This window comes from Microbacterium sp. H6 (assembly GCF_003314775.1).
Taxonomy (GTDB): Bacteria; Actinomycetota; Actinomycetes; order Actinomycetales; family Microbacteriaceae; genus Microbacterium; species Microbacterium oxydans.
In genome coordinates this window covers 2,019-3,413 of the sequence record NZ_QOAY01000308.1, presented here as the reverse complement: position 1 = coordinate 3,413, position 1,395 = coordinate 2,019, and the positions used below count along the sequence as shown (strand labels likewise).

Annotated in this window: 2 protein-coding genes; both read right to left on the bottom strand. The window is 70.6% G+C overall.

From position 1 onward, the window contains the following. Positions 1 to 1,078, bottom strand: a 1,078-nt coding sequence (locus tag DSP71_RS21185; protein ID WP_147251421.1) for a sugar ABC transporter ATP-binding protein, incomplete at its 3' end; no start/stop codon positions are given. Continuing rightward, a partial coding sequence (locus DSP71_RS24490; protein WP_396652072.1) for a zinc-binding dehydrogenase occupies positions 1,075 to 1,395 on the bottom strand: 321 nt, incomplete at its 5' end. The genes DSP71_RS24490 and DSP71_RS21185, both read right to left, overlap by 4 nt.

Here is a 1,395-nt window from a genome sequence, read left to right as displayed (position 1 = left end):
TGCTGAGCACGGCGCCAGCGCCCTTCCGGTCCTCCGGGACCAGCGCCATGCCTGCGGTGATCGCGTCGGCAGGGCGTCCGCGGCGGACGCGACGGCCCCCGACGGCGATCTCGCCGGCGGTCGAGGAGCGCACTCCGAACAGCGCCTCGATGAGCTCGGTGCGTCCGGCGCCGACGAGCCCTGCGAGTCCGACGATCTCGCCGCGGCGCACCTGCAGGTCGACCGGCTGCGGAGCCGGCGTGTAGTCGAGGCCGCGCACCGAGAGGGCGATGTCGTCGGACGCGGGCGGCAGGTCGGGGAAGAGGTCTTCGAGCTCGCGGCCGATCATCGCGGTCACGATGTCGTCGTCGCTGAGTTCCGAGAGCGGCGCGTCCGCCACGAGGCCGCCGTCGCGGAGGACCACGACCCGATCGGCGATCGCGCGGATCTCCTCCATCTTGTGCGTGGTGAAGAGGATCGCGACGCCGCGGTCGCGCAGCATCCGCATGTTCTCGATCAGACGGGCCACCTCGCGTTCGGCGATCGCGCTGGTCGGCTCGTCCAGCAGCAGCACGCGAGCGCCGGTGCTGGTCGCCTTGACGATCTCGACGATCTGGCGCAGGCCCACCGGCAGGGACCCCATCCGCGTGGATGGGTCGATGTCGACGCCGAACTCCGCGAGCATCTCCTTGGCCTCTCTGGCCATGCGACGACGATCCACGAGCCCGAGGCGCCCCCGCAGCTCCCGTCCGACGAAGATGTTCTCGTACACCGTGGTGTCGAGGATCGAGGCGAGCTCCTGAGGCACGATGGCGATGCCGCGCTGGTGGGCGTCACGTGCCGATCCCGCGGCCAGCTCCTCGCCCCGGACCAGCACCTGACCGGCGTCCGCCTTCATCTGGCCGGAGGCGATCTTCATGAGCGTCGACTTGCCTGCGCCGTTCTCGCCCGCGAGCGCGGTCACGGTGCCCGGCTCGAGATGCAGCCCGACACCCTTGAGCACTGGTACCCCGCCGAACGCCTTGCGGATTTCGATGCACGCGAGCATGTCGGGCTGCTCGTCGAGGGTGATGCTTCCCGTGCGCTCGAGGTCGGTCATGCGTCCCCCGCGTGCTCGCGGCCGGGGCGCACGATGCTCTTCAGCGTCGAGGGCTGCGCGGCGGAATCGAGTGCCTCCCGGACCTCGGCGATACCGAACGTGCCGGTCACGAGGGCGTCGAGGTCGACGGCGCCGGAAGAGACGAGCTCGATCGCGGTCGGCCAGGTGTTCGCGTAGCGGAAGATGCCGGTGACGACCAGCTCGCGGTTCTGGATGGTGGAGACGGGGAGGGCGATCTCGTCGGCACCCATGCCGACGAGTACGGCCACGCCGCCGGGCTTCAGCGCGGAGATGCCCTGCTTCACGGCGACAGGGGA